The sequence below is a fragment of the Nocardia sp. NPDC055165 genome (assembly GCF_053606985.1).
In genome coordinates, this window is the sequence record NZ_JBSGSS010000008.1 from 49652 (window position 1) to 72723 (window position 23072).

The 23072-nt window shown below is 67.3% G+C and carries 20 protein-coding genes; 5 read left to right on the forward strand and 15 right to left on the reverse strand.

Annotation, left to right across the window (positions count from 1 at the left end; translation table 11 throughout):
* Positions 1-7 precede the first annotated feature (7 nt).
* Positions 8-1144: an epoxide hydrolase family protein gene (locus ACWFRF_RS17990; protein WP_452451051.1), complete on the forward strand. Its 1137-nt coding sequence runs from the start codon at positions 8-10 to the stop codon at positions 1142-1144.
* A gap of 18 nt (positions 1145-1162) precedes the next feature.
* Here the strand turns inward: ACWFRF_RS17990 and ACWFRF_RS17995 are convergent, their stop codons facing one another.
* Positions 1163-2197: a saccharopine dehydrogenase gene (locus ACWFRF_RS17995; protein ID WP_452451052.1), complete on the reverse strand. Its 1035-nt coding sequence runs from the start codon at positions 2195-2197 to the stop codon at positions 1163-1165.
* A gap of 80 nt (positions 2198-2277) precedes the next feature.
* On the opposite strand from ACWFRF_RS17995, the gene ACWFRF_RS18000 reads away from it, so the two are divergent.
* The 3 genes from ACWFRF_RS18000 (at position 2278) to ACWFRF_RS18010 (ending at position 6077) form a co-directional block, all read left to right on the forward strand.
* Positions 2278-2859 carry a TetR/AcrR family transcriptional regulator gene (locus ACWFRF_RS18000; RefSeq protein ID WP_452451054.1) on the forward strand — a complete coding sequence of 194 codons (582 nt, stop codon included), beginning with the start codon at positions 2278-2280 and terminating at the stop codon, positions 2857-2859.
* 249 nt (positions 2860-3108) lie between these two features.
* The gene (locus ACWFRF_RS18005; RefSeq protein ID WP_452451055.1) at positions 3109-4548 is read left to right on the forward strand and encodes an ArnT family glycosyltransferase; all 1440 of its coding nucleotides are present in this window, start codon (positions 3109-3111) and stop codon (positions 4546-4548) included.
* A 20-nt stretch (positions 4549-4568) separates the two neighbouring features.
* On the forward strand, positions 4569-6077 hold the full coding sequence (locus tag ACWFRF_RS18010) for a carboxylesterase/lipase family protein (RefSeq protein WP_452451056.1): 1509 nt from the start codon (positions 4569-4571) through the stop codon (positions 6075-6077).
* A gap of 56 nt (positions 6078-6133) precedes the next feature.
* Here ACWFRF_RS18010 and ACWFRF_RS18015 read toward each other — a convergent pair whose 3' ends face one another.
* Positions 6134-6526, reverse strand: a complete 393-nt coding sequence (locus ACWFRF_RS18015) for a VOC family protein (RefSeq protein WP_452451058.1) — start codon at positions 6524-6526, stop codon at positions 6134-6136.
* Between the two features lie 132 nt (positions 6527-6658).
* On the opposite strand from ACWFRF_RS18015, the gene ACWFRF_RS18020 reads away from it, so the two are divergent.
* Complete coding sequence (locus ACWFRF_RS18020; protein ID WP_379312084.1) at positions 6659-7141, forward strand: GNAT family N-acetyltransferase; 483 nt, start codon at positions 6659-6661, stop codon at positions 7139-7141.
* A 157-nt stretch (positions 7142-7298) separates the two neighbouring features.
* Here ACWFRF_RS18020 and ACWFRF_RS18025 read toward each other — a convergent pair whose 3' ends face one another.
* The 13 genes from ACWFRF_RS18025 to ACWFRF_RS18085 are packed head-to-tail and all read right to left on the reverse strand — an operon-like array spanning position 7299 to position 23064.
* Positions 7299-7937 carry a class I SAM-dependent methyltransferase gene (locus tag ACWFRF_RS18025; protein WP_452451060.1) on the reverse strand — a complete coding sequence of 213 codons (639 nt, stop codon included), beginning with the start codon at positions 7935-7937 and terminating at the stop codon, positions 7299-7301.
* Entirely contained in the window at positions 7937-9559 is a 1623-nt protein-coding gene (nuoN, locus tag ACWFRF_RS18030) for an NADH-quinone oxidoreductase subunit NuoN (protein WP_452451061.1), read from the reverse strand. The genes ACWFRF_RS18025 and nuoN overlap by 1 nt, the downstream gene beginning before the upstream one ends.
* Positions 9556-11178, reverse strand: a complete 1623-nt coding sequence (locus ACWFRF_RS18035; RefSeq protein WP_452451063.1) for an NADH-quinone oxidoreductase subunit M — start codon at positions 11176-11178, stop codon at positions 9556-9558. Before ACWFRF_RS18035 ends, nuoN begins: the two co-directional genes overlap by 4 nt.
* Positions 11175-13061 (reverse strand): NADH-quinone oxidoreductase subunit L, encoded by a 1887-nt coding sequence (gene nuoL / locus ACWFRF_RS18040; RefSeq protein WP_452451065.1) that lies wholly within the window; start codon positions 13059-13061, stop codon positions 11175-11177. Before nuoL ends, ACWFRF_RS18035 begins: the two co-directional genes overlap by 4 nt.
* Position 13062: 1 nt before the next feature.
* Entirely contained in the window at positions 13063-13362 is a 300-nt protein-coding gene (gene nuoK / locus ACWFRF_RS18045) for an NADH-quinone oxidoreductase subunit NuoK (RefSeq protein WP_378991725.1), read from the reverse strand.
* Complete coding sequence (locus ACWFRF_RS18050) at positions 13359-14180, reverse strand: NADH-quinone oxidoreductase subunit J (RefSeq protein WP_379312089.1); 822 nt, start codon at positions 14178-14180, stop codon at positions 13359-13361. The genes nuoK and ACWFRF_RS18050 overlap by 4 nt, the downstream gene beginning before the upstream one ends.
* Complete coding sequence (nuoH, locus tag ACWFRF_RS18055) at positions 14177-15967, reverse strand: NADH-quinone oxidoreductase subunit NuoH (RefSeq protein WP_452451067.1); 1791 nt, start codon at positions 15965-15967, stop codon at positions 14177-14179. Before nuoH ends, ACWFRF_RS18050 begins: the two co-directional genes overlap by 4 nt.
* Positions 15960-18419: an NADH-quinone oxidoreductase subunit G gene (locus ACWFRF_RS18060; RefSeq protein WP_452451068.1), complete on the reverse strand. Its 2460-nt coding sequence runs from the start codon at positions 18417-18419 to the stop codon at positions 15960-15962. Before ACWFRF_RS18060 ends, nuoH begins: the two co-directional genes overlap by 8 nt.
* Complete coding sequence (nuoF, locus tag ACWFRF_RS18065) at positions 18416-19735, reverse strand: NADH-quinone oxidoreductase subunit NuoF (RefSeq protein ID WP_378992045.1); 1320 nt, start codon at positions 19733-19735, stop codon at positions 18416-18418. Before nuoF ends, ACWFRF_RS18060 begins: the two co-directional genes overlap by 4 nt.
* The gene (gene nuoE / locus ACWFRF_RS18070; protein ID WP_452451069.1) at positions 19735-20451 is read right to left on the reverse strand and encodes an NADH-quinone oxidoreductase subunit NuoE; all 717 of its coding nucleotides are present in this window, start codon (positions 20449-20451) and stop codon (positions 19735-19737) included. Before nuoE ends, nuoF begins: the two co-directional genes overlap by 1 nt.
* Positions 20448-21761, reverse strand: coding sequence for an NADH dehydrogenase (quinone) subunit D (gene nuoD, locus ACWFRF_RS18075; protein ID WP_378629165.1), 1314 nt, complete (start codon positions 21759-21761; stop codon positions 20448-20450). The genes nuoE and nuoD overlap by 4 nt, the downstream gene beginning before the upstream one ends.
* Positions 21761-22513, reverse strand: a complete 753-nt coding sequence (locus tag ACWFRF_RS18080) for an NADH-quinone oxidoreductase subunit C (RefSeq protein ID WP_452451071.1) — start codon at positions 22511-22513, stop codon at positions 21761-21763. Before ACWFRF_RS18080 ends, nuoD begins: the two co-directional genes overlap by 1 nt.
* On the reverse strand, positions 22510-23064 hold the full coding sequence (locus ACWFRF_RS18085) for a NuoB/complex I 20 kDa subunit family protein (RefSeq protein ID WP_019047013.1): 555 nt from the start codon (positions 23062-23064) through the stop codon (positions 22510-22512). The genes ACWFRF_RS18080 and ACWFRF_RS18085 overlap by 4 nt, the downstream gene beginning before the upstream one ends.
* Positions 23065-23072 lie beyond the last annotated feature (8 nt).

A 23072-nucleotide genomic window follows, 5' to 3' on the forward strand; every position in this document is an offset into this window, starting at 1 on the left:
TGTCGGTATGAGCGACATCGACAGCTTCCGGATCGACATCCCGCAATCCGACCTCGACGACCTGCGTGAGCGGCTCGCCCGCACCCGCTGGGTCGACGACCTGCCCGGCACCGCCTGGACCTACGGCCTGCCCACCGCCTATCTGCGCGAGCTCGCCGACTACTGGCGGACCGGGTTCGACTGGCGCGCCGCGGAAACCGCACGCAACGCCCACCCACAGTTCGTCACCGAGATCGATGGGCAGCGCCTGCACTTCACCCACGTGCGCTCACCCGAATCCGGCGCATTGCCGCTGGTCTTGGTGCACGGCTGGCCGTTCACCGACTTCGGTGCGACGATCGGACCGCTGACCGACCCCCGCGCGCACGGCGGCGACCCGCGCGACGCCTTCGACCTCATCATCCCGACCCTGCCCGGATTCGGCTTCTCCGGACCCACCCACCAGCCCGGCCAGGCGGCCACCGAGCGATCCGCGGAACTGATCGCCCGGCTGATGGGCGAATTGGGCTACCAGCGCTACGGCGTGCAGGGTAGCGACGCGGGCTCGTTCATCGCCCCACAGGTGGGTCGGGTCGACACCGAGCGGGTCGCCGGTGTGCATCTCAACGCCGCGATCACCATCCCCGCCTGGAACGACGACGGTGCGGGCTACACCGAGCAGGATCAGGAAAAGCTCGCCGCGCTCCAGGATTGGAGCAGCAACGAAACTTCCGCCTACGCGGGTGTGCACAGCACCCGCCCGCACACCCTGGCCCACGCCCTCGCCGATTCACCAGCAGGTCTGCTCGCGTGGGTCGTCGATGTCGTCAACACCTACAAGGACCCCGCCGCCGCGCTGCCCGAGGATTCCCTCGACCGCGACGCCATGCTCGCCGAAACAGCGATCTTGTGGTTCACCGGGACCGCGGGCTCCTCGATGCGGCTGTACAAGGAATCCCAGCAGTGGGGCGCGGACCTGCCCAGCTCCGGTGTCCCCACAGCGGTCGCGGTCTTCCCCGGTGACACCACGATTCGCGGCATCGCCGAGAAGCAGAACAACCTCGTCCGGTGGACCGAATACGACCACGGGGGCCACTTCGCCGCGATGGAAGTGCCCGAGCTGCTGATCGAGGATGTGCGCGAGTTCTTCCGGTCGGTGCGGTAGGAGTCGGTGGCCCCCGGGTTATGGCCGGGGGCCGTCGCCATCTCGATGCCACGCGGCACCGATCTCGCTCAGCCGCTCGACGGCGTAGGTGGGGTCGATCAATGCCTCCGGGGTGTGGATGCCCGGTGCGGGACGGTCGCCGCGCAGGCCGAGCAGCCGTTCGACGCCGAGTGCGATCCCCACTGCGGTCAGCGGTCGCTGACCGTCCTGATGGACGAGGTGCTGTGTTCTGTTGAGCGGTGCGCCGTTCCGGCCGGTTCCGGCGAGATCGATCCGAACCTCGACGGAGGCAGGTTCACCGCGCCGCCTGCTCGGGGTGGCACCGACCGCGAAGTCGACCCGGACGTTCGGTGCGCCGGTAGCGAGGGCCAGGCTGGGCACGTCGAGAACCGGGATGCTCTGGCCGGGCAGGGCGGTGCCGTCGACGGTGCGGACGTCGGCTTGCGCGTCGGCCTCGGCGAGCCAGGTGAAGACGCCGTCGCGGCGCACGAGACCCGCCGTCGTGACGGCCGACCAGCGTTCCAGGTCGGCGATTCCCGCGGGTCCGCCGGTGTCGGTGTCATCGAGCGCGACGCCGACTCGGACCGTGTCGACCCGGTCGAACTCGCGCGCGGAATCCAGCGCGGCGAGGACGATGATTCCCGCCATCAAGTGGCTGGCGACCAGAACCGGTGCCGCGCTGGACCTTTGTGCCCTCGCGACGATCTCTGGGCCGATGTCGAGCAGGCCGCTGGAGATGCTGAGGTAGGGCAGGCCACGGTCCTGTGCGTAGGGCAGGCCACGGTCCTGTGCGTAGTGCAGGCCGTTGAGCCGATGGTCCCACAGGGTCGCCACGACCGCGGAGTAGTCGGCGTCGGCGAGACCGAGGTCGCGGCGTGACAGATCGATCGTCACCGCCGTGGCAGTGCCGACGGCGTCGGCGACCCGTTGCGCACGACCGAGATCACGGCCCGCGATGGTCAACGGCAGGGTCGGATGCCATTGACGCAACAGGGCGGCGGTGTCCGACCCCGCCTGTCCCGACCCGCCCAAGATCAGTACCGATTGCTCCATGCTGAAATCCCTCTCCGCTAAACTACAAGTTGTAACTTACTCTTTGTAGCTAAGCTGTGGACATGGCGCAAGGGAGGACGATGACCACACGATCGGGCAGATTGGCGAAGCCGGCCAGGCGCGAGCAGCTGCTCGGCACCGCCTTGACGCTGGTGCGAGAGCAAGGCACCGACGGCCTGACCTTGGCCACTCTCGCCGAAGCTGCGGGCGTGAGTAGGCCGATCGTCTACGGCCACTTCGGTACCCGCCCCGAACTGCTCCTCGCGCTCTACCGTCAACTCGACGAACGCCACCGCCTGGCCTCGGAACAAGCCGCCCGCGACGCCACCCCCACCGTCGACGAGATCGCCCGCGTCATGAGCACCGCCTACTTCACCTGCGCCACCGACATGCCCGAATTCGACGCGATTTCCGCCGCCCTGAAAGGCAATCCGGACGTCCAGGCGATCCAGCACGACATGCTCGACAGCTACCGCGACTGGATGGCAGCCACCCTGCAACCGTTCTCGCCACTCACCGCCACAGCACTGCGACTGCGCTGCGTCGGCGTGCTCGGCGCGGCCGAAACACTGGCCGCGGAACTGAACCTGGGTACGACCACGCCTGACGAAGCGATCTCGGCGCTGACCGATCTGATCGTCGGCAGCATCGGTGTGCGATAGCGGCACCGCAGCAGACCGAAGCTGATGCCGTTGTCTGCCGACAGGGGGGCGGCGTCGGAGCCTGTCGAAGCGACAGCGCCTCCGGGGCCCGAAACCCGTGGCGTAGGCCAGGACTGGATCGTTTGCATGCTTGTCGTTCCCGCCGAGCCGGTAGTGTCGGACACCGTGCCAGGGGTGGTTGTCGACTCAGCTCGATCTCCTTCTACGACCGATGATCAGCGCCCGCCCTTCGCGGGGTTCGCTGTTACGGTGGTGGCAGTGGTCTTCGGCATCGTCGCGACGCTGTCCGCGACGCGGTACGGCTACTACTACGACGAGCTGTATTTCATCGCCGCGGGCAAGCACCCTGCGTTCGGCTATGCCGACCAAGGTCCACTGGTGCCGCTGCTCGCGCGCTCGATGGACTGGCTGTTTCCCGGATCGTTCATCGCGTTGCGCATTCTGGCAGTGGCGGCGTCGCTCGCCGTAGTGGTGTTGAGCGCGGTCATCGCCCGCGAACTGGGCGGTGCTCGCGGAGCCCAGTCACTGACAGCGATCGCCTGCGCGACATCGGCGTTCGTACTCGGCCAGGCGCAGACTTTGTCGACGAACGCCATCGATACCTTGCTGTGGGCGGTGCTCACCTGGCTGCTGGTGCGCTGGGTACGGACCCGCGACGATGCGTTGCTGTGGGCGGCTGGGCTCGCGACAGCCGTTGCCGTGCAGGTCAAATGGCTGATCCCGATTTTCTGGATCGCGGTGGTCGTCGCCGTGGCCTGGCTGGGGCCCAGAGCGTTGTTGCGGCGACCGGCGCTGTGGTGGAGCGCGAGCATTGTGGTGCTGGCGGCAGCGCCAGGGCTGATCTGGCAGGCCATGAACGGTTGGCCGCATCTGGGCATGGGGGCGGTGGTTCGCGGCCAGACCGGCGGTTTCGCCGGCTCGCTGTGGTTCGTCCCGCGCACCTTGCCATGGTGGGGTCCGCTCGCCGCGGTGCTCGTGGTGTGCGGTGTGTGGCAGTTGTGCCGATCGCCGCTCCTGCGCCGCTACCGGTTCCTCGGTGTGGCGTTTCTACTGGCGGTGGCGATCATCGCGATCAGCGGCGGTCGCAGCGGCTACGGTGCGGGCATCTACCCGGTGGTGATCGCGGCCGGGGCCGTGGGATCGGCCGCGATACCCAGACGCTGGCTCACCACTGTCGCGGTGCAGGCGGCAGCGCTGTCGATGGTTGCGGCCGTCGTGTACGTGACGCCGTGGCGTGCCGCCTCGGACTACGCCCCTGCCCCCGATCTCGCTGCCGCACTGGGACCTTCGGCATACAGCGAACTCGGATGGCCCGAGCTGGTGGCGGCTACCGCGAACGCCTACCGCGCATTACCGCCGCACCGGCAGCGCACGGCCGTGGTCGTGACGCAATGGTATGTGCAAGCGTCAGCGCTCGATCACGCTCGTTCCACTGCGGGTCTACCGCCGGTCTTCAGTCCGAACCGCGGCTTCGGCTACTTCGGTGTTCCGCCGGATACCGCTGACACGGTCGTCTACGTCGGCGGTACCGAGGCGGATCTGCGTCGCTGGTTCAGCTCCGTCGTCCCAGCGGGCCGAACCGACTACCCGCTCGGAATTCCCGGCATCACCACCGATGCCACGATCTGGGAATGCGTGGGTCCGATTCAGCCGTGGTCGTCGATGTGGTCGACGATGCGCGGCCTCTGACACCAGGAAGTGAGTATCGAGTGGGCAACGAACCTGAAATCCGCACGGGCGCCGGTGTTGTGCGCGGCCGGTGGGAAGGCGCTGTCGCGGTCTTTCGGGGGATCAGCTATGCAGCGCCGCCGGTCGGCGCACGACGATTCGCGGCGCCTGGGCCTGCACAGCGGTGGCAGGGCGTTCGCGACGCGCTGATGTTCGGCCCTCCGGTTCCCCAGGCCCGCAATGGCGGTTCGGTGATGTCGTCGGCGTCCGGCTCGACCGATGACGGATCCGAGGACTGTTTGACGCTGAATGTCTGGTCACCCGACCTCGGGGCCGCGAAACTGCCGGTGATGGTGTGGATCCAGGGCGGCACCTACCTCGAGAACAACACCGCCAACCCGCATTGCGACGGTGCGCTGCTCGCAGCGGCCGGCGTGGTGGTGGTCAGCATGAACTATCGAGTCGGCGTCGACGGTTTCGCCCGCATTACCGGAGCTCCGGACAATCGCGGCATCCTCGACCAGATCGCTGCTCTGCGCTGGGTCCAGGACAACATCGCCGTATTCGGTGGCGACCCCGCCAACGTCACCGTTTTCGGGCAGTCCGCGGGCGGTGCGTCCATCGGTGCGCTGCTGGTGATGCCGATGGCGGCCGGACTGTTTCGCCGAGCGATCAGCCAGAGCATGCCCGGCACCTATTTCACTCCGAGCCTCGCCGCCGCGATCTCGACCACGATCGCCGCACAGCTCGGCGTCCAGGCCACCGTCGAAGACCTCGCCCTGCTGCCGCCACGCGCACTCACCGACGCCACCACCGCGGTGATCGCCGCGATGCCCGAGTTCGTCGATGCCTGGGGCCCGATGGCGCTCACGCCCACCCCGTTCTCCCCTGTTGTCGACGGTGAGATATTGCCGTGCGCGCCGTGGCGTGCGATCGCGGGCGGTGCCGCACGCGACGTCGACCTGCTCGTCAGCCACACCCGTGACGAGTTCCGGCTCTACACATCTCGCCCGGGGAGCGAACCGGCACCGGAGACCATGACCGCAGCTTTTCGCCACCTCGCACCAGGCACGGATGGTGACAGGCTCTACCGCGCGGCCTATCCGGAGGCGACATCTGGCCAGCTGTTCGAAATCCTCAACTCCGACTGGCTGTTCCGGATGCCGAGCCTGCATCTGGCCGATGCTGCGCACGCGGGCGGCGGGCGCGTGTGGCTGTGCGAACTGGCGTGGAGCTTCAACTCGCAACAGGGCGCCGCGCACTGCCTGGACTTCCTGCTCGTCCTCGGCACCCTCGGTCCCGACGAGGTCCGCGCCCACCGCTTCGCCCATCCGAACGCCGCGAACGAAATCACCGATGTCGCCCACCGCATGCGTACCGACTGGGTGAATTTCGCTACCTCGGGAACCCCCGGCTGGGCGCCCTACGATCCACAGGCGCGAACCACGCGCGTCTACCACGCCGAACCCATCACCCAGCCCTACCCCGAAGAAGGCTCCCGCCGCATCTGGTCAGCCCACCAGTTCGACACTCTGGACCTCCCGAGCTGAATCACCCAGCCGGTCTCGTCCGGCATGCGCCGGCCGCACCTTTCCGAGAAGCTACGTCAGAGGTCGGTGGGCGGTGACACGGTCGGGCTCGATACATCGACGAGGAAACGGTTGGGATCGGTTACCAGCAAACGTCTTTGGCCGTAGAACAGATCCCGGGGCTCCTCGACGATGGGAATGCCGAGGTCCTTGGCACGGGCGTAGACAGTTTCCACATCGTCGACGACGATGGTGAGGTAGGAGCCGCCGAACCCGCCACGAACATGGTCGGGCACCAGCTCGTGATCGCGCGCCATGATGCCGATGGTTGTCGCCGAGCCCGAGTCGACGAGTTGCACGAACCAATCGCTGTCGTAGGCGACTTGGAAACCCAATAGGTCGACGTAGAAGTCACGCGTCGTAGCGAGTTGGTCGCTAAGGATGTTCACAAAGCTCCGTGCAATGGTCACATCGGCGAGACTAGCAAGCGGGCCCGAATTCCCGGCGGTTCGATTCGGTTCGCCCACTAGATTGAAAGAGTGTTCACCTCCAATGGAATTCCGGTCGGGTCCGGGCACAGATTGATCTCACCCAGTGTCGATATGTACGGAGAATGGCGCGACGCGCATGTCGAGTGGGGGCCCGGTGTCCACGAGGACGGTTTCGGTTTGTTGCCGAGTGACGATGTCGACTCGGCGAGTGGATTCGAGCTCTGGGTCGCGCGGCTCATCACCGCGTCAGGGGACGGGCGTTGCTCGTATCGCTGGATAGTCGAGGGTGATCGTGTACTCGGCGGGATCGCATTGCGGCACGGGGACGCTGAACTTGTGCGGACGGTCGGGCATATCGGGTACGGGATCCGGCCGTCCGCGCGCCGTCGAGGGCTGGCCACGTGGGCATTGGGAGAGATCATCGCTGAGGCGCGAGTGGCTGGGATGGACCGAGTACTGGTTGTTTGCGCGGCCGAGAATATCGGGTCGGTGAAGACGATCGAGCGCTGTGGTGGCGTCCTCGAGAGCATCCAGGACACCGAACTCGGTCCGGCACGGCGGTATCGGATCACGGTCGGGGAGTCGCGCACGTAGGCCACTGGCGGGAGGGGTGAGCGAAGGATCGGCCTGCTGGGCGAATGGCCGCAGCGATGGTCATGATCTGGCCGTGGAATTGGTAAGCACCGTGCTCGTGCGCCAACGGTGAAGAGCTCAAACACCCTTCAGGTCACGCCCGAAATCGGCCGAGCTGTTATCGGCGTTCGATCGTGGCGAGCCAGGCGGAGGTCGAGTCGGCGAAGCGTGTTCGGAGATGCTCGGGGGCGATGGCGGCGATGTGCCAGGCGGGGTTGTCATCGAAGGGTGCGGTGAGGGCTTGCCTGGTGACGGGGTGCGGACCGGTGTCGGGACCGGTATCGCTGAAGCACAATACGTACAAGGTGCCACCGGAGTCGGTGACCGAGGCCAGGCTTGCCGCGTACTCGGTGCGTTCGGACTCGTCGAAGGTGTGGAACAGGCCGCAGTCGAGGACTGTTTCGAAGCGGCGATACAGGCGCTGGAGATGTAGGGCGTCTGCCATGGCGAAGGCCACCTCGATCCCGCGATCGTCGGCTGCCTGCCTGGCGGCGGCCAACGCCGTTTCGGCCACGTCGACACCCAGCACGGGCAACCCGCGGGCGGCGATGAACAGGGCATTGTCGCCGGTGCCACACCCGACATCGAGGACCGGTCCGCAGAACCCGCCTGATTCGGCCAGCCGCACGACAGCGGGCTGCGGGGTACCGATGTCCCACGGTGCGGGGCCGTCGAGATAGGACGCGTTCCACGGCTGACCGGCGTGGCGTTCGTGGCTGGTCGGTGGGCGGGGGTCGGGCGGGGAACTCGGCGGCATCAGCGGATGAACAGGTTGGAGCGGTCGGCGAGGTCGAGAACCGGCTGGGGGAACAGACCGAGCAAAACGGTGGCGCCCGCGCTGAACGCCACGACCAAGGTGGTGGCGAACGGGGCGGTCACGATGGGCGCGTCGGCCGGAGGGTCGGTGAAGAACATCAGCACGATGACCCGGACGTAGAAGAAAGCCGCGATGGCGCTGCAAAGGACACCGACGATCACCAAGGCGGTATAGCCCGCACCGGAGGCAGCGGCGAAGACCGCGAACTTGCTGACGAATCCGCTGGTGAGCGGGAGACCGGCGAAAGACAGCAGCAACAGGGCGAATGCCGAAGCGAGCCACGGGGATCGGCGACCGAGGCCCGCCCACTGCGACAGCGCGGTCGCTTCGTCACCGGAGGCGTCACGCACCAGACTGACCACCGCGAACGCACCGACGGTGCCGAGGCCGTAGGCCAGCAGGTAGAACAGCACGGCGGCCACACCGGCGCTGTCGGCGGCGACGACACCGACGAGCAGAAAACCGGCGTGCGCGATCGATGAGTAGGCCAGCATGCGCTTCACATCGGTCTGGGTGATCGCCATGATCGCACCGACGACCATCGTCGCCACCGCGACCGCGGCGAGCACCGGACGCCAATCCGAGCCCAGCGCACCGACTCCCACCATCAGCACCCTCATGGTCGCCCCGACGGCGGCGATCTTGGTGGCGGCGGCCATGAACGCGGTGATCGGGGTCGGAGCGCCCTGATAGACATCGGGCACCCAGGCCTGGAACGGCACTGCACCGATCTTGAACAGCAGCCCGACGGCGAGCATGCCGAGACCGAGCAGGGCCAGAGTCGCGTTCTCGGGCTGCTTGTCCAGTACCGCACCGATTCCCGGCAGCGACACCGTGCCGGTCTGCCCGTAGAGCAGCGCGACACCGTAGAGGAAGAACGCCGAGGAGAACGCACCGAGCAGGAAGTACTTCATCGCCGCCTCTTGCGAGAGCAACCGCCTGCGGCGAGCCAGCCCACACAGCAGATACAGCGGCAGCGACAGCACTTCGAGCGCGACGAACATCGTCAGCAGATCGTTCGACGCGGGAAACAGCAGCAGACCACCGACCGCGATCATCGTCAGCGGGAACACCTCGGTGGTCGAAACCCCCGAGCGGACCGCCGCGAGCTCGTGCGCGCTGCCGGGCACCGCGGAGGCCTGCGGTGTGAACGCGTCGACCCCTCGATCCAACGCGGCCGCCGCCCGACTCCACGTGCCCGGCCCGCTGCGCGCCCGCGGGACCGCCCCACGCTCGGCGATCAGCAGCAGGCCCAGCAGCGAGACCAGCAGGATCGTGCCCTGCAGGAACAGCGTGACCCCGTCGATCGCGACCGCGCCCACCACCGCGGTGCCCTCGGATCCCGCGAGCAGCACCACGGCAACCAGAGCGCCGACCACGCCGGCTGACCCGAGCACCAACTGCGTCGGATACCGGTAGGGCCGCGGCACGAACGCTTCGACGAGTACACCCACCACGCCGACCCCGAACACGATCAGCATCGGGGCGAGCAGGTGGTATTCGATGCTCGGTGCGGGCGCGATGGCCGCGAGCTCGGTGATGGTCACGGAGTCCGTCCTCATTTGTGGCCGCCTGCGGGCGGGGTGGCCGCACCTGCTTCGGGAGCGGGGACCGTCGGAGCGGGATCGTGCTTACCGATCGTCGAGAGAGTGTGTCCCACCGCGGGATCCACCAGATCCAGGATCGGTTTCGGATAGAACCCGAGCACCAGCAGCGCGACCAGCAGCGGCACCACCACGGCCAGCTCGCGCGGCACCAGATCACGCAGGTGTTCGTTGCCCTTCTTCAGCGGGCCGGTCATCAACCGCTGATACAGCCACACCACATAGATCGCGGCCAGGACCAGTGCGCCGGTCGCGATCACCGCCGCCACCTGGTACTTCGGGAAGGTGCCGATCAGGACCAGGAATTCGCTGACGAACGGCGCGAGACCGGGCAGCGAGAGCGTGGCCAGGCCCGCGATGAAGAACGTGCCCGCCAGCACCGGCGCGACCTTCTGCACGCCGCCGTACTCGGCGATCATCCTGGTGCCACGCCGGGAGACGAGGAACCCGGCGATGAGAAACAGTGCGGCCGTGGACAGTCCGTGGTTGACCATGTACAGCGTCGCCCCGGATTGGGACTGGCTGGTCATGGCGAAGATGCCGAGGATGATGAACCCGAAGTGCGAGATCGAGGTGTAGGCGATCAGGCGCATCACATCGGTTTGGCCGATGGCGAGCAGCGCGCCGTAGAGGATGCCGATGACGGCCAGGGTGATCACCAAGGGCGCGAAGGTGTCCGATGCCAGTGGGAACAACAGCAGGCAGTAGCGCAGCATGCCGAAGGTGCCGACCTTGTCGACCACCGCCATCATCAGCACCGCGCTGGACGGGGTGGCCGAGACCGCCGCGTCGGGCAGCCACGTGTGTAGGGGCCACAGCGGCGCCTTCACGGCGAAGGCGAACATGAACCCGAGGAACAGGGCGTTGAGAACCGCTGTGCTGCCCCCGAGTTCACCGTTGTTGGCCGCGGCGACCACGACGCGCAGATCGAAGGTCCCCGCCGATCCCTCGCCGAGGCCCGCCCGGGCGGTCAGCACGTACAACCCGATGACCGCGGCGAGCATGATCAGCCCACCGAAGAGGTTGTAGAGCAGAAACTTCACCGCCGCGCGCGAGCGTTGGGCGCGGACCGCGGCGTCGGTGGTGCGGGTGCCGAAGCCGCCGATGAGGAAGTACATCGGGATCAGCATCGCTTCGAAGAACACGTAGAACAGCAGGATGTCGAGGGCGAGGAAGGAGATCAGCACCATCGACTCGACCAGCAGCATCAACGACATGTAGAGGTGGATGGTCTTGGGTCCGTCGCCGGTGGGGGTGTCGTCGTTCCAGCCTGCCAGGATCAGCAGCGGCACCAGCACCGCTGTCAGCAGGACCAGGGCGGTGGCGATACCGTCGAGGCCGAGTGTGTAGCCCACACCGAATGTCGGGATCCATTCGTGGGATTCGACGAATTGGTACTGGGCACCGCCGGGCTTGAACCGCACCGCAAGGACAACGGCCAGTGCGAGCACACCGATCGACACCGCGAACGCCACGCTACGCGCCACCGTGCGGCGGGCGGCGGGCAGGACGAGCACCACACCCGCCCCGATCGCGGGGGCGAGCCAGAGCGTCGTCAGCCAGGGAAACGAGTTCACCAGAACCTCACCGCCAGCAGGGCGGCGGCCACCAGGGCCGCGCCGGTGAACATGGACAGGGCGTAGGAGCGCACGAAACCCGTCTGCACCTTGCGAATTCGCGCCGACAGTCCGCCGATCGAGGCAGCGGTTCCGTTGACGATCCCGTCGACGCCCTTCGCGTCGAGGAACACCAGCGCCCTCGTGAGGTGGCGGCCCGGGCGTTCGAACACGGCTTCGTTGATCTTGTCGCCGTAGAGATCGTCACGGGCGGCCCCGGTCAGCACGCTGACCGGCTCGGGCGCGACCTCGGGGATCGGGCTCTCGGCGTACTTGCGGTAGGCCACGGCGACACCGATGGCGACCGCGGTCAATGCCAGACCGGTGACCACCGCCGCGGGGATCACCGGCTCCGCGTGATGAGAACCGACGACGGGTTCGAGCCAGTTCACCAGCGACGAGCCCCAGACGAACAGACCACCGGCGAAGACCGATCCGAACGCGAGCAGGATCATCGGCCCGGTCATCACCGCCGGTGACTCGTGCGGGTGAGTGTCGGGCTTCCAGCGGCGCTCACCGAAGAAGGTCATCAGCATGACGCGGGTCATGTAGAACGCGGTGAGCGCGGCGCCGACGAGAGTGACCGCGCCGAGCAGGATTCCGGTGGATCCGCCGTGGTCGAAGGCTGCCTCGATGATCTTGTCCTTGGAGAAGAACCCGGACAACGGTGGCACTCCGATGATGGCGAGATAGCCCAGGCCGAAGGTGATGAACGTGATCGGCATCAGCGTGCGCAGGCCGCCGTAGCGGCGCATATCTGTTTCGTCGTTCATCGCGTGCATCACCGAGCCGGCGCCGAGGAACAGCCCTGCCTTGAAGAAGCCGTGGGTGAGCAGGTGCATGATCGCGAACGCGTACCCGGCCGGGCCGAGGCCGACGGCCAGGATCATGTACCCGATCTGGCTCATCGTCGAGGCCGCGAGGGCCTTCTTGATGTCGTCCTTGGCGCAGCCGATGACGGCGCCGAACAGCAACGTCACCGCGCCGACGGCGAGCACCGCCGTGCGCGCGTTCGGCGCGAGGTCGTAGATCGGGTTGGCGCGGGCGATCAGGTACACACCGGCGGTGACCATGGTGGCGGCGTGGATGAGCGCCGAGACCGGAGTGGGGCCTTCCATCGCGTCGCCGAGCCACGACTGCAGGGGCACCTGCGCGGATTTTCCGCAGGCGGCCAGCAACAACAGCAGACCGATGGCGGTGAGGGTGCCTTCGCTCGCGCCCGGGGTCGCCGCGAACACAGTGCGGAAGTCGAAGGAACCGAATGCCGCGAACATGACCATCATGGCGATGGCCAGGCCCATGTCGCCGACCCGGTTGACCACGAACGCCTTCTTGGCTGCCGTTGCGGCCGAGGGCTTCTCGTACCAGAAGCCGATCAGCAGGTAGGACGCCAGGCCCACGCCTTCCCAGCCCAGGTAGAGCACGAGGAAGTTGTCGGCCAGGACCAGGACGAGCATCGCGGCCAGGAACAGGTTGAGATAGCCGAAGAACCGGCGCTTGCCCGGATCGTGGCTCATGTAGCCGATCGAGTAGAGGTGGATCAGCGACCCGACCCCGGTGATGAGCAGTGCGAAGCAGATCGACAACTGGTCCAGTTGCAGGCTGAACCCGACCTGTAGATCACCGACGGGCACCCAGTTGAACAGTTCCTTGTGCACGGCCCGGTCGGCGTCGGCGCGCCCGAGCATGCCGAAGAACGCGACAGCGGCGACGACGAACGAGGACAGCGCGGCCGTCGTGGCGAGGTAGGGGCCCCAGCGGTCGGTGAGGTGACCGAACAGGAGCAGAACGATCGCGCCTGCGAGCGGGAGGGCGGGCAGCAGCCACAGCGTTGCGGTACCCATGTCAGAACTTCAGCAGGTTGGCGTCGTCGACCGAGGTCGACCGGCGGGCACGGAAGATCGTCATGATGATGGCCAGGCCGACGACGACCTCGGCGGCGGCGACCACCATGGTGAAGAACGCGATCACCTGACCGTCGAGGTTGCCGTGCATCCGGGCGAAGGTCACGAACGCCAGATTCACCGCGTTGAGCATCAGCTCCACGCACATGAACACCACGATCGCGTTGCGGCGCAACAACACTCCCGCGGCGCCGATGGTGAACAGCAGCGCAGACAGGAACAGGTAGTTCTGGGGGTTCACCGCTTGCCTTCCTCGTCGGCCGTCGGATTGTCGTCGCGGACCGTGCCGACCGAGAGCACAGCGGCTTCGGTGTGGGCGCGGTTGCGGCGGTGACGCAGGATCGTGCTCACCGAGAGTTCGGCGAAGGAACCGTCGGGAAGCTGGGCGGGGCTGTCGACGGCGTTGTGCCGTGCGTAGACACCCGGTGTCGGCAGCGGGGTGGCCCGTTCGCCGGCAGTGCGGAAGCGATCGCGCGACATTTCCCGCTGTCCGCGTTTCGGGGTGAACTGTTCACGGTGGGCCAGCACCATCGCACCGATCGTGGCGGTGATCAGCAGTGCGCCGGTGAGTTCGAACGCCCACACATAGCGCAGGAAGATCAACTCGGCGAGTTCGGCGATCACGTCGCGGTCGCCGAAACCACGGCCGGGGAAGCTGGTTCCGCTGTCGCGCAGGGCCGCGCCGATGCCGCCGATGAACAGCAACCCGAATCCGAGCCCGACGATCGCGGCGGCGATACGCTGACCGCGCAACGTCTCCCGCAGCGATTCCGCGGAGTCGACGCCGACGAGCATCAGCACGAACAGGAACAGCATCATCACCGCGCCCGTGTACACCACGATCTGCACGACGCCGAGGAACAGCGCACCCTGCGCGATGTAGAACACGGCGAGCGCGATCATGGTGGCGGCCAGGCACATCGCCGAATGCACGGCCTTGGCCGCGGTCACCATGCCGAGGGCGCCGAGCACCGCGATCGGGGCGAGTACCCAGAACAGCACACCCTCACCGGTGGAGGTGCGGGCGACTTCGGCGGCCAGCACGTGTGCGGTGCTCATCGCAGTACCTCCTGCTCAGACGGTGCGGGACCGACCCGGCCGAGGTAGTAGTCGGCCGCGTCGGTGCCCGGTGCCATCGGGTGCGGCGCGGGGGTCATGCCCGGTTGCATGGGGGCCAGCAGCTGGTCCTTCTCGTAGATGAGGTCGGCGCGGTTGTCGTCGGTGAGTTCGTATTCGTTGGTCATCGTCAGCGCGCGCGTCGGGCAGGCCTCGATGCACAGGCCGCAGCCGATGCAGCGCAGGTAGTTGATCTGGTAGACGCGGCCGTACCGCTCACCCGGGGAGAAACGTTGCTCCTCGGTGTTGTCGGCGCCTTCGACGAAGATGGCGTCGGCGGGGCACGCCCACGCGCACAGTTCGCAGCCGATGCACTTCTCGAGTCCGTCGTCGTAGCGGTTGAGCTGGTGGCGACCGTGATAGCGCGGCGCGGTCGGCACCTTCTGCTCCGGGTAGGACTCGGTATTGGGCTTCTTGAACATCGTGGCCGCGGTGACCGCGAACCCGGCGAGCGGGTCGAACAACCCGAACTCGGGCTGGTCGTTCGCGGGGCGTGCCGGCATCGGCGGCACCGGGAAACCCAGGAACACCGCCGAGGTCGAGGGCTCCTGCGGCGGCAAAGGCGGTAGCCCCTTGCTGCGGCCTGCGCGCAGGAACATCGCGATCATGGCCGCGGTGATCACCAGCCCCACGCCGACCAGGATGAAGTTCTGTCCGGGGATGCCCTCGAGATCGAGCACCCGTGCGGCGGCCACGACCATCACCCACACCAGCGAGGTCGGGATGAGCAGTTTCCAGCCGAGGTTCATGAACTGGTCGTAGCGCAGGCGGGGCAGCGTGCCGCGCAGCCAGACGAACACGAACAGGAACGTCCACACCTTGAGGGTGAACCACAGCAGCGGCCACCATCCGGAGTTGGCGCCCTCCCACAGGCTGATCGGGAACGGCGCCCGCCAGCCGCCGAGGAACAGCGTCGTCGCCAGGGCGGACACCGTGGCCATGTTCACGTATTCGGCGAGCATGAACATCGCGAACTTCAGCGACGAGTACTCGGTGTGGAAACCGCCGACCAGTTCACCTTCGGCTTCGGGTAGGTCGAAGGGTGCCCGGTTGGTCTCGCCGACCATCGACACGCAGTAGATGAGGAACGAGGGCAGCAGCAGGAACACATACCAGGTGCCCTCCTGTGCGCTCACGATCTCGGAGGTCGCCATGGTGCCCGACAGCAGGAACACCGTGGCGAAGGTCAGCGCCATCGCGATCTCGTAGGAGATGACCTGCGCGGTCGAGCGCAGGCCGCCGAGCAGCGGATAGGTCGAACCCGAGGACCAGCCGGCGAGCACGATGCCGTACACGCCGATAGAGGTGATGGCGAGGATGTAGAGCACCGCGACGGGCATGTCGGTGAGCTGCAACGCGGTGTGGGTGCCGAAGATCGAGACCTCCGGGCCCATCGGGATCACCGCGAAGGCCATGAACGCCGGGATCACCGAGATGATCGGAGCGAGCACGAAGATCGGCTTGTCCACGATCGCCGGGATGATGTCTTCCTTGAGCGCCATCTTCACGCCGTCGGCGATCGACTGGAGCATGCCGCCGGGACCGATCCGGTTGGGCCCGATCCGCATCTGCATCCACGCGACGACTTTGCGTTCGGCGTAGACCGCGATCAACGGCACCAGCATCAGGTAGATGAACACGCCGAGTGCCTTGACGACCACCAGCCACAGCGGATCGGTGCCGAAGACAGGTCCGGCGTCGGCCGCGAGGAGTAGGACTCGATCACTCATGACGGTGTTCCTTCATCCTGTCGTCGGCGCGACGCAGGCGCACCACGGCGCCGGGTGTCACACCGAGTTCGGCGGCGACCGTCGAACCGGGTGAGTGCAGCGGCAGCCACACCACCCGGTCGGGCAGGTCCGTGATCATCAACGGCACCGAGATCTCGCCGCGGTCGGTGGAGACGATGACGTGATCGGCATCGTCGGCTTCGATCTCGGCGGCGGTCGCGGCCGAGAGCCGTGCGACCGGCGGGCGGGCGACACCGGCGAGATTGGGTTCACCGTCTTGCATGCGGCCGGCGTCGAGCAGCATCCGCCATCCGGCGAGCACCGCCGTTCCTGGCCCGGGCACGGGTCGGGTCTGGCTGGTCAGCTCCGGAGCGGGGATGGGCTCACCGTTCCAGGCGCCGAGCCCGTCGAGTTCGGTGCGGGCGGCGGCGGGGTCGGCCAGGTTGATCGGGACGCCCATCTGCGCGGCCAGCGAGTTGAGCACCCGCAGGTCCGACAGGGGAGCGGCGACGCGGCGGGTGGTGTCGAGCGAGGCCGCGGCGAAGGGGCGCGGGCGGCCTTCCCAGGTGCGGAAGGTGCCGGACTTCTCCATCGCGGTCGCCACCGGGAACACGACGTCGGCGCGTTCGGTGACGGCGCTGTGCCGCATTTCGAGGCTGACGACGAACCGGGCCGCGTCGATCGCGGCCAGGGCGGCGGCCGGGTCGGGCAGGTCGGCCGGGTCGACGCCGCCGATGACCAGCGCACCCAGTTGGGCGGCGCCGGCCAGGATCGCGTTGGCGTCACGGCCGACGGTGACGGGGAGTTCACCGGCCTGCCACCGATGCCGAACCTGTTGACGCGCCGAAGGATCCACGACAGGCCTGCCGCCGGGCAACAGGCTGGGCAGGGCACCGGCTTCCAGCGCGCCGCGTTCGCCCGCACGACGGGGCACCCACGCCAGTGCCGCGCCGGTGGCATCGGCCAGGCGGGTCACCGCCGACAGCGCGCCGGGGCTGCCCGCGAGCCGCTCGCCCGCCATGATGACCGCGCCGGGCGTGTTCAGCATCGTCACGAGTTCGGCGGCGTCGGCGGACGTTTCGGCCATGATCGAGGTGATCACGTCGGCTTCCCCGCACGGCGGGGTTTGGATGAGCGCGCCCGACATACGTTCGAGGCCGCGGGAGGCGAACGGTGCCAGCGACACCACCCGTTGCCCGCGGGTCCGTGCGGCCTTGCGCAGCCGCAGGTAGACGATGGGCGATTCCTCTTCCGGTTCGAACCCGACCAGCAGCACGACGGGGGCTCGGTCGAGCGCGGCGAAGTCGACCCGCACACCGCGTCCGGCGATGCGGGCGGCAAGGAATCGTTCTTCCTCCTCCGAATGCACCCGGCTGCGGAAATCGATGTCGTTGGTCGCGAGGACCATGCGCGCGAACTTGCTGTACGCGTACGCTTCTTCCTCGGTGACGCGGCCGCCGACGAGCACTCCGGCATTGCCGATCGCCGCGCTCAGGCCCGCTCCGGCGGCGGCGAGAGCTTCGGGCCAGGAGGCCGCGGCGAGAACGCCGTCCCAGCCGCGCACCATCGGCGTGGTGAGGCGGTCGCGCTCGGTGGCGTAGGCGAAGGCCCAGCGACCCTTGTCGCAGTTCCATTCTTCGTTGACCTGCGGGTCGTCACCGGCCAAGCGGCGCAACACTTTTCCGCGGCGGTGATCGGTGCGTTGTGCGCATCCGGAGGCGCAGTGCTCGCACACGCTCGGGGTGGAGACCAGGTCGAACGGGCGGGCCCGGAAACGGTAGGAGGTACCGGTGAGAGCGCCCACGGGACAGATCTGGACGGTGTTGCCGGAGAAGTAGGAGTCGAGGGGTTCGGCTCGAGCGATGCCGACCTGTTGCAGCGCACCACGATCCATCAGTTCGATGAACGGGTCGCCGGCGACCTGCTGGGAGAACCGGGTACAGCGTGCGCACAGCACGCACCGCTCCCGATCGAGCAGCACCGCCGTGGACAGCGGGATCGGCTTCGGATACGTCCGCTTCTCGCCGTCGAATCGGGACTCGGCGCTGCCGGTGGACATCGCCTGGTTCTGTAGCGGGCACTCGCCGCCCTTGTCGCACACCGGGCAGTCCAGCGGATGGTTGATGAGCAGCAGCTCCATCACCCCGCGCTGGGCTTTTTCGGCGACCGGAGAGCTGACCTGGGTGCGCACGATCATGCCGTCGGTGACCGGGATCGTGCAGGAGGCCACCGGCTTTCGCTGCCCTTCGACCTCGACGAGGCACTGACGGCACGCGCCGACCGGGTCGAGCAGGGGGTGATCGCAGAAGCGAGGGATCTGCACGCCGATCAGTTCGGCGGCACGGATCAGCAAGGTGCCCACGGGAACTTCGATCGTGGTGTCGTCGATGGTGACGCTCACCATGTCGGCGGGCACCACATCGCTGCTGTTGCCTGGCGCGATGGCTGTCATCGGTCCTCTTTCGCTGGTGCCCACACGGTCGAGGCGGCCGGGTCGAACGGGCAGCCGCCGAGTCGCTGATGCGCGAGGTATTCGTCGCGGAAGTACTTCAGCGAGGAGAAGATCGGGCTGGCCGCGCCGTCACCGAGCGCGCAGAACGATTTGCCGTTGATGTTGTCGGCGATGTCGGCGAGCTTGTCCAGGTCGGCTTCGGTTCCGTCGCCGGCTTCGAGTCGGCGCAGCAACTGCACCAGCCAGTAGGTGCCTTCGCGGCACGGTGTGCATTTGCCGCAGGATTCGTGGGCGTAGAACTCGGTCCAGCGCAGGACCGCGCGCACCACGCAGGTGGTGTCGTCGAAGATCTGTAAGGCCTTGGTGCCCAGCATGGATCCGGCGGCGGCGACACCCTCGTAGTCGAGGGCGACGTCGAGGTGTTCGTCGGTGAACATCGGGGTCGAGGAACCGCCGGGGGTCCAGAACTTGAGGGTGTGCCCGGCTCGCACACCGCCCGCGTAATCGAGCAGCTCGCGCAAGGTGATGCCCAGTGGAGCCTCGTACTGGCCGGGCCGGGCCACATGCCCCGACAGGGAGTACAGGGTGAAGCCGGGTGACTTCTCGCTGCCCATCGAGCGGAACCACTCGGTGCCGTTGCGCAGGATCGAGGGCACGCTGGCAATGGATTCCACATTGTTCACGACCGTCGGGCACGCGTAGAGGCCCGCGACGGCGGGGAACGGTGGGCGCAGACGGGGCTGTCCGCGCCTGCCTTCGAGGGAATCGAGCAGCGCGGTTTCCTCGCCGCAGATGTAGGCGCCCGCGCCGGCGTGCACGATCAGGTCCAGGTCGAATCCCGAGCCCAGGATGTCGTGGCCGAGCAGGCCGGCCGCGTAGGCCTCGGCGACGGCGGCTTGCAGTCGGCGCAATACCGGCACCACTTCGCCGCGCACGTAGATGAACGCGGTCGCGGCCCGGATCGCGTAGGCGGCGATCACGATGCCTTCGATGAGGGTGTGCGGGGTGGCCAGCATCAACGGGATGTCTTTGCAGGTGCCGGGTTCGGATTCGTCGGCGTTGACGACGAGGTAGTGCGGTTTCGTGGTGCCGTCGGGGCCGGGACCCTGCGGGATGAACGACCACTTCATCCCGGTGGGAAAGCCCGCCCCACCACGACCACGCAGACCCGCGTCCTTGACGGTGTGGATCACCTCGTCGGGCGTCTTGCGTAAGGCGGCGCGGAGACCGTCGTAGCCACCGGTCGCGCGATAGCTTTCCAGGGTCCAGGACCGCGGGGTGGCCCAGTGTTCGCTGAGTACCGGGGTGAGGGTCATCATCGCGAATCTCCTGCCGAGTCCTCTTCTGCGGCAGCGATGTCGAGCCCTGCCAAGGTGGGGGCGCCCGGGGTTCCTTCGAGCGCGCCGGGACGCTCGTCGGGGAATCCGGCGAGGATGCGGGCGGTCTCGCGGAACGTGCACAGCGGTGCGCCACGGGTGGGGCGGACCTGGTGGCCCGCTCGGAGGGCGTCGGTGATCGCGACTGCTGATTCGGGAGTCTGGTTGTCGAAGAATTCCCAGTTCACCATCATGACCGGGGCGTAGTCGCAGGCGGCGTTGCATTCGATGTGTTCGAGGGTGATGGCCCCGTCGGATGTGGTTTCGCCGTGCTCGACGGCCAGATGTTGTTGCAGTGCTTCGTAGATGGCGTCGCCGCCGAGGATCGCGCAGAGGGTGTTGGTGCAGACCCCGACGTGGTAGTCGCCGGTGGGGGTGCGCCGGTACATCGAGTAGAACGTGGCGACCGCGGTCACCTCGGCGCCGGTGAGATTCAGGTGATCGGCGCAGAAGTCGATGCCGGTGCCCGTCACGTACCCCTCTTCTGCCTGCACCAGGTGCAGCAGGGGGAGCAGGGCCGAGCGGGGGTGCGGGTAGCGGGTGATGATCTCTTTGGCGTCCAGTTCGAGACGTTCGCGCACATGCGGCGGAAACGGTTCGGGACGAGTGCTCAGGCTGAGGAGAATCGGTGTGCTGGTGGGGTTGTCGATTGTCATCTGTCCACTCCGCCCATGACCGGGTCGATGCTGGCGACCGAGGCGATCACGTCGGCGACCATGCCGCCCTCGCACATCGCGGCCACCGCTTGCAGGTTGGTGAACGAGGGGTCGCGGTAGTGCACCCGGTAGGGCTGGGTGCTGCCGTCGCTGACCATGTGCACACCCAGTTCCCCGCGGGGGGATTCCACTGCCGAATACACCTGTCCCGCAGGCACTCTGATGCCCTCGGTGACGAGCTTGAAGTGGTGGATCAGCGATTCCATGGAGGTGCCCATGATCTTGCCGATGTGCTTGGGTGAGTTGCCCAGACCGTCGGGGCCCAGTTCCAGGTCGGCGGGCCAGGCGATCTTCTTGTCGTCGATCATCACCGGTCCCGGGCGCAGCTTGTCCAGGCACTGTTCGACGATCTTGATCGACTCGGTCATCTCGGCGATCCGGATGATGTAGCGGCCGTAGCAGTCACAGCCGGTGGTCGTCGGGATGTCGAATTCGTAGTTCTCGTACCCGCAGTACGGATCTGATTTGCGCAGATCGTGCGGCAGGCCCGTGGCGCGAAGGACCGGCCCGGTGATGCCGAGGGCCATGCAGCCGGTGAGATCGAGGTAGCCGATGTCCTGAGTGCGCTTCTTCCAGATCGGGTTCGCGCTGAGCAGGTGCTCCATGTCGCGCAGGCGTCCGGGCAGCAGGTCGAGCAGTTCCCTGACCTTGGTGACGCCGTCGGCGGGCAGATCCTGCGCCAAGCCGCCGGGACGGATGTAGGCATGGTTCATCCGCAAGCCGGTGATGTTCTCGAAGACGTCGAGGATGAGTTCGCGTTCACGGAAACCGAACAGCATCGGGGTGAGCGCGCCCAGTTCCATGCCGCCGGTCGCGAGGGCGACCAGATGCGAGGAGATGCGGTTGAGCTCCATCAGCAGCACGCGCACCACGGTGGCGCGCTCGGGGATCTGGTCGGTGATGTCGAGGAGTTTCTCCACGCCGAGGCAGTAGGCGGTTTCGTTGAAGAACGGGGACAGGTAGTCCATCCGGGTCACGAAGGTGACGCCCTGGGTCCAGTTGCGGAATTCCAGGTTCTTCTCGATGCCGGTGTGGAGGTAGCCGATGCCGCAGCGGGCCTCGGTGACGGTTTCACCTTCGATTTCGAGGATCAGGCGCAGCACCCCGTGCGTGGACGGATGTTGGGGGCCCATGTTCACCACGATGCGTTCTTCGGCGCCGCCGTCGATCACTTCGCTGACCTGGTCCCAGTCCTGGCCTGCGACGGTCACTACCGGTGGTTCGTCGCGGCGGAAGTCGGTGTCGGTCATCAGCTGTAGGTCCTCCGCTCGTCGGGCGGCGGTATGCGCGCGCCCTTGTACTCCACCGGGATCCCGCCGAGCGGGTAGTCCTTGCGCTGCGGATGCCCGCGCCAGTCGTCGGGCATGGTGATGCGGGTCAGGGAGGGGTGACCGTCGAAGAGGATGCCGAAGAAGTCGTAGGTTTCGCGTTCGTGCCAGTCGGTCGTCGGATAGACCGAGAACAGGGACGGAATGTGTGGATCGGCATCGGGCGCGGACACTTCCAGCCGCACACGGCGTCCGTGTGTGATCGATTTCAGGTGATAGACCGCGTGCAGTTCGCGGCCGTCGTCGTCGGGGTAGTGCACGCCGTTGACACCCAGGCACAGTTCGAATCGCAGTGTGCTGTCATCGCGCAACGCGCTCGCGACCGCGACGAGGTGTTCGCGCTTCACGTGCAGGGTGAGTTCGTCGCGGAAGACCATGATCCTCTCGATCACGGTATCGAAGGCGATGACCCGGCCCACGAGTGCGGCGCGCAAGGTGCCGACGAAGGCGTCGAACCAGCTGCCGTACGGGGGAGGTGTGCCCGCGGGCAGGGCGACGGGGGTGACCAGGCCGCCGTAGCCGGAGGTGTCACCGGTGCCGCTGACGCCGAACATGCCGCGCCGGGTGCCGATCACCTCGTCCTGTGGCGGTTTGGGTTGCGCCTGCGCGGGCGATTCCTCCGGAACCGGGTGTCCCGCAGGGTTGTCGGTGTTGTCGGGGGAGTCGAATGTCATCGCAGCAGGCCCTCCATCCGGATGGTCGGCGTGCTGGCCAGTGCGGCCTGCTCGGCGGCGCGGATCGCTTCCTCGCGATTGACGCCCATCGGCATCTCGGCGATTTTCGCGTGCAGCGCCAGAATCGCGTTGAGCAGCATCTCCGGGCGGGGCGGGCAGCCGGGCAGGTAGATGTCGACCGGGACGATGTGGTCGACGCCCTGCACGATGGCGTAGTTGTTGAACATGCCGCCCGAGGACGCGCAGACCCCCATGGCCAGCACCCATTTCGGTTCGGTCATCTGGTCGTAGACCTGGCGCAGCACCGGCGCCATCTTCTGGCTCACCCGGCCCGCCACGATCATCAGGTCGGCCTGGCGTGGGGAGGCGCGGAACGCTTCCATGCCGAAGCGGGCGATGTCGAACCGTCCGGCGCCGGTGGCCATCATCTCGATCGCGCAGCACGCCAACCCGAACGTGGCGGGCCAGACGGAGCCCTTACGCAGGTAGCCGGCGAAATCCTCGACCGTGCTCAGCAGGAACCCGCTGGGCAGTTTCTCTTCGAGACCCATTATTTCCC